The 4,898-nt window shown below is 73.8% G+C and carries 5 protein-coding genes; 3 read left to right on the forward strand and 2 right to left on the reverse strand.

Annotated features, from left to right (window positions below; genetic code table 11):
* Positions 1 to 1,023, reverse strand: a 1,023-nt coding sequence (locus RWM17_RS12220; protein WP_314104044.1) for a LacI family DNA-binding transcriptional regulator, incomplete at its 3' end; no start/stop codon positions are given.
* 190 nt (positions 1,024 to 1,213) lie between these two features.
* The gene (locus RWM17_RS12225; protein WP_314104045.1) at positions 1,214 to 1,936 is read right to left on the reverse strand and encodes a GntR family transcriptional regulator; all 723 of its coding nucleotides are present in this window, start codon (positions 1,934 to 1,936) and stop codon (positions 1,214 to 1,216) included.
* A 132-nt stretch (positions 1,937 to 2,068) separates the two neighbouring features.
* Here RWM17_RS12225 and nucS point away from each other — a divergent pair, with 132 nt between their 5' ends.
* The 3 genes from nucS to RWM17_RS12240 are packed head-to-tail and all read left to right on the forward strand — an operon-like array spanning position 2,069 to position 4,776.
* A complete protein-coding gene (gene nucS / locus RWM17_RS12230; RefSeq protein WP_123547425.1) occupies positions 2,069 to 2,764 on the forward strand; it encodes an endonuclease NucS in 696 nt (231 codons plus the stop codon).
* A gap of 48 nt (positions 2,765 to 2,812) precedes the next feature.
* On the forward strand, positions 2,813 to 3,502 hold the full coding sequence (locus RWM17_RS12235; protein WP_314104046.1) for an HAD hydrolase-like protein: 690 nt from the start codon (positions 2,813 to 2,815) through the stop codon (positions 3,500 to 3,502).
* Positions 3,499 to 4,776, forward strand: coding sequence for a CynX/NimT family MFS transporter (locus RWM17_RS12240; protein ID WP_192170119.1), 1,278 nt, complete (start codon positions 3,499 to 3,501; stop codon positions 4,774 to 4,776). Before RWM17_RS12235 ends, RWM17_RS12240 begins: the two co-directional genes overlap by 4 nt.
* The last annotated feature ends 122 nt before the right edge of the window (positions 4,777 to 4,898 follow it).

The raw sequence follows: 4,898 nt of genomic DNA on the forward strand, positions 1-4,898 counted from the left end.
CGTGAAGATCGTGCCCGTGGCGGCCTCGCCGGCGAGCAGCGCGAGCACGGCGCGACCGGCCGCGCGGCCCTTCTCGACCGCCGGCTGCACCACGGTGGTGAGGTCGGCGGCGCGGGGGTCGTCGAGCCGCACCCCGTCGTAGCCCACGACGCTGAGGTCGCCGGGCACCGAGAGGCCGAGGTCCGCCGCCGCAGCGATGACGCCCGAGGCCAGCAGGTCGCTCTGGGCGATGATCGCCGTCGGCCGCTCGGACGCGGGCACGTCGAGCAGGTGCGTGCCGGCCCGGTGCCCCTCGGACGTCCAGCTGCCGCGCGTGACGAGCCCGCCGGCGTCGGGGTAGACCAGGCGCGTGCCGCGCAGTCGCTCGAGGGCAGGCCAGGTCGTGCCCGCCGCGACGCGTGCGTCGGTGATCTCCCCGGTCTCGCGGCCCGGGCCCAGCTCGAGCGCGACCACGGCCACGCGGCGGTGGCCGAGGTCGTGGAGGTGCTGCGCCAGCAGCCGGGACGCGCCCACGTTGTCCTCGCCGATGTCGAGCACGCCCTCCATCGGCGGGGCCTCGATCGACACCAGCGGGATGCCGCGGCGTCGCACCGTCGACACGGACGCGTCGAGTCGCGTGCTGCAGCCGAAGAGGACGAGCGCGTCGACCGGGGCGTCGAGCAGCCGGGTGTGCTCGCCCTCGGTCTCGGTGAGCAGCAGCAGGCTGTTGTCGGCGGGGCCCGTGACGTCGGCGATGCCGTCGAGCATCGCCACGTTGATCGGGTCGCGGAAGGCGTTGCTCAGGGTGTCCTCGAGGACGGCGCCGACGATGCCCGAGCGGCCGCGGCGCAGCGACCGCGCACGGGGGTCGGGCCCGCCGTAGCCGAGGTCGGCGGCGACGGCCAGGACGCGGCTGCGCGTCTCGTCCGAGACGGGGCCGGCACCGCTGAAGGCCAAGGAGGCGGTGCTCGCGCTGACCCCGGCCGCCCGCGCGACCGCGGCGAGGGTCGGCCTCGCGGCGACGTCGCCCTCTGCCCGGCTCATGGTGCCGCAGCCTAGCCGACGGCCCCCGGGACCACGGCTGGGCCGGGACCGTCGCCTCCTCCGTCGCCGCAACTCAGGAGATGGCGGGCCCGAGTTCCTGATCCGTGCACGACTCAGGACTCGCACGCCCCCCATTGCGCAGCTCAGGACCGATCTTCCTGAATGAGGAGAGGGAAGGGAGGAGGGGACGTCAGCGCTCGTCCGCGCCGAGGGCCACCGCGTAGTCGGCGACGAGCACCGGGACGTCGTCCCACTCGCCGTAGTGGGCGGCGACCTCGACCAGGTCGACGATGACGCCTCGGACGTCGTCGGAGATCGCGGGGACGATGCCGTGCACCCGCATCGCCGTCGTCGTGCCCAGCACCGAGAGCGGGGTGACGATCTCGGCGAGCACCTGCCGACGACTCGCCTCGGGCAGCGTGAGCACGAGGAGCCGGACGAGGTCGAGCAGGTGGGCGAGGTCGGGCGGCAGCACGAGACCGTGACGAGCCCTCGCCGAGATGGCGGGCCCGGGCTCGGGCAGGTCGTGCAGCGAGGGACGGCGCGCCGCGACCACGGACACGACGCCGACGAGCCTGCGCAGCAGCACCTCGTTGTGGCGGCGGTGCCAGACCACGACGGCGCCGCCCGTGAAGGGGTTCGTGCTCACGAGCCCGGCTCGCCGCAGGTCGTGCAGGGCGAGCCGGACGACGCTCTCGTCGACGCCGTGCTCGACGGACGCGGACCGGACGTCGACCTCGTCACCGGGCACCCAGCGCCCCACGGCGACGTCGGCGAGCAGCATCTCGACGACCTCGTCGACCGGCCGGAGCAGGTCGACAGGGTCGGAGGAGGCGCACCGTCGGCAGCGGGGGACCGGCGCGACACGAGCGGCGCGGTCCGTGCGGGTCGGGATCTGCGTCGTGTCGGTCATCGGTGTCGTCCCCTCGTTCTCGCCCGGTCGTTCCGGACGAGCAAAAAGTATTTCAGATTTCTCATCTTGTCAATATATCTTGCAGGACGTGAAGTGTGCTGACCACCGAGCACCGGACCCTAGGATCGTCGGGTGCGTCTCGTCATTGCCCGCTGCTCGGTCGACTACGCCGGCCGGCTCAGCGCCCACCTCCCCCTCGCCACCCGACTGCTCATGGTCAAGAGCGACGGCAGCCTGCTCGTCCACTCCGACGGCGGCAGCTACAAGCCGCTGAACTGGATGAGCCCGCCGTGCACGCTGACCGTGCTCGAGCCCGACGCCGACCAGCAGGAGGCGGGGGTCGTCGAGCTCTGGAAGGTCACGCAGGCGAAGACCGCCGACATCCTCGTCGTGTCGATCCACGAGGTGCTGCACGACTCGTCGCACGAGATGGGCGTCGACCCCGGGCTCACGAAGGACGGCGTCGAGGCCGACCTGCAGAAGCTGCTCGCCGAGCAGATCGACCTGCTGGGCGAGGGGCACGTGCTCGTCCGCCGGGAGTACATGACCGCGATCGGGCCGGTCGACATCCTCGCCCGGGACGCCTCGGGCGCCGCCGTGGCCGTCGAGCTCAAGCGCCGCGGCGACATCGACGGGGTCGAGCAGCTCACGCGCTACCTCGAGCTGATGAACCGCGACCCGCACCTGGCGCCCGTCACCGGCGTCTTCGCCGCACAGGAGATCAAGCCGCAGGCCCGCACCCTCGCGCACGACCGCGGCATCCGCACCCTGCTGCTCGACTACGACGCGATGCGCGGGCTCGACGACTCGCACTCGCGGCTGTTCTAGCGGCTCCGGCCGCGGCCGGAGCTCCGCGGCGCTCGTAAGCTGGAGGCGATGACTCCCTCCTACACGGCCGTCCTGTTCGACCTCGACGGCACGATCGCCGACTCGGCGCCCGCGATCACGGCCAGCCTCGCGTACACCATCGCCTCGCTCGGCCTGCCCGTGCCCGAGCACTCCGAGCTGATGGGCTGGGTCGGCCCGCCCCTGCCGCAGAGCTTCGAGGTGCGCCTCGGCCTCACCGGCGACCGCCTCGCCGAGGCGATGCGCACCTACCGCGCGCACTACCTCGCGAACGGCGCCCTCGAGGGCGAGATCTTCCCGGGCGTCCGCGACCTGCTCGCCAGCGTGCACGCCGCGGGGCTGCCCACGTCGACCGCCACCTCGAAGCCCGAGACCCCGGCCACCAAGATCCTCGAGGCTCACGACCTCGTGCAGTACCTCGACCTGATCACCGGGGCGTCCGACGACGAGGTGCGCAACACGAAGGCCGACGTCGTCGCCGAGGCCCTCCGCCGCCTGCGCGAGCGCGGCGCCGACGTCTCGCGTCCGGTGCTGATCGGCGACCGCCACCACGACGTCGAGGGCGCGGCCGAGCACGACGTGCCGACCATCCTCGTGACCTGGGGCTACGGCGAGCCCGCCGAGCACGTCGGGGCCGTCGCCGTCGCCTCCGACGTGCGCGAGGTGGCCGACCTGCTCGGCGTCGAGCTCGTCACGGCACCCGTGCGCGGCGCGGCGTGAGGCAGGCCGGCTCGGCCGCGGTCCGCTCGCCCGCCGCCTGGCTGCTCACCCTCGCGATCGTCCTCATCGCGCTCAACCTGCGCGGCCCCATCGTCGCCACGGCGCCCGTGCTCGGCCAGATGAGCGCCGACCTCGGCCTCACTGCCGTCGTCGCGGGGCTGCTGACCAGCATCCCCGTGCTCTGCTTCGCCCTGGCGAGCCCGCTCGCCTCGAGCCTGATCGTCAAGGTCGGCGCCGAGCGCGCCGTCAGCATCGGCCTCGCCGGTGTCCTGCTCGGCACCGTGCTGCGCGCCCTCGGCACCTCGTCCTGGCTCTACGTCGGCACGATCGTGATCGGCATCGCGATCACCGTCGGCAACGTCGTGCTGCCGGTGATCATCCGGCGTGACTACACGCCCGAGCGAGCGGGCTTCGTGACGGGCATCTACACGTCGGCGCTCAACGTCGGGTCGATGATCACGTCGCTGGCGACCGCGCCGATCGCCTCGGTCGTCGGCTGGCCGGCCGCGCTGGTCGGCTGGGGGCTGCTCGCCGTGCTGGCGGTGGCCGTGTGGGCCGTCGCCGTCGGGCCGCGGGTCGCGCTCGGCGTGGGGGCACGGGCCGGCAGCGGAGCGGTCGACGCAGGAGGCGCCTCCTCGGCCGACGTCATGACCGGCGGCATCGACGTCGTCGAGGCCGCAGCCCACGAGGCCGACGCGGAGGCGCGGCGCCGGCCGCTGCTGCGCCGCTGGACCACCTGGGGCCTCACCCTCGCCTTCGCCGGCCAGGCCTTCGCCTACTACGGGCTCACCGCGTGGATGCCCACGCTGCTCGGCGACGAGATCGGCCTGACCCGTGAGGCCGCCGGCGCGAGCTCGTCGGTGTTCCAGATCATGGCGGTCGTCGGGGCGCTCGGCGTCCCGCTGCTCGCCCTGCGCTGGCGCCCGTCCGCGGTCATCGCCCTGATCGGCGTGCTCTGGACGGCCATGCCGCTCGGCCTCTTCTTCGCGCCCGAGCACTGGCTGATCTGGTCGATCTTCGGCGGCGCGGCCCAGGGCGGCGGCATCACGATCATCTTCATCGTCATCGTGCGGATGGCCACGACCGGCGACGACGCCCGCCGCCTCTCGGCCCTGGTGCAGGGCGGCGGCTACGCCATCGCCTCGCTCGGGCCGCTGGCGATCGGCGGGCTGCACGACGCCTCCGGCGGGTGGGAGCTGCCGATGGTCGGGATCTTCGTGTCGGTGCTCGTGCTCGGGGTCAGCGGGGTGCTCTCCGCGCGACGCGTCCGCTGAGCCGGCGGGTCCCCGTCGCCCGCGGCGGGTCAGCGCGCGAGTCGGCGGGTCCCCGTCGCCCGCGGCGGGTCCACGCTCCGGTTCGGCGGGTCCCCGTCACCCGCGGCGGATCAGCGCTGACC

Source organism: uncultured Frigoribacterium sp. (genome assembly GCF_963515265.1).
In the GTDB taxonomy this organism is placed as follows: domain Bacteria; phylum Actinomycetota; class Actinomycetes; order Actinomycetales; family Microbacteriaceae; genus Frigoribacterium.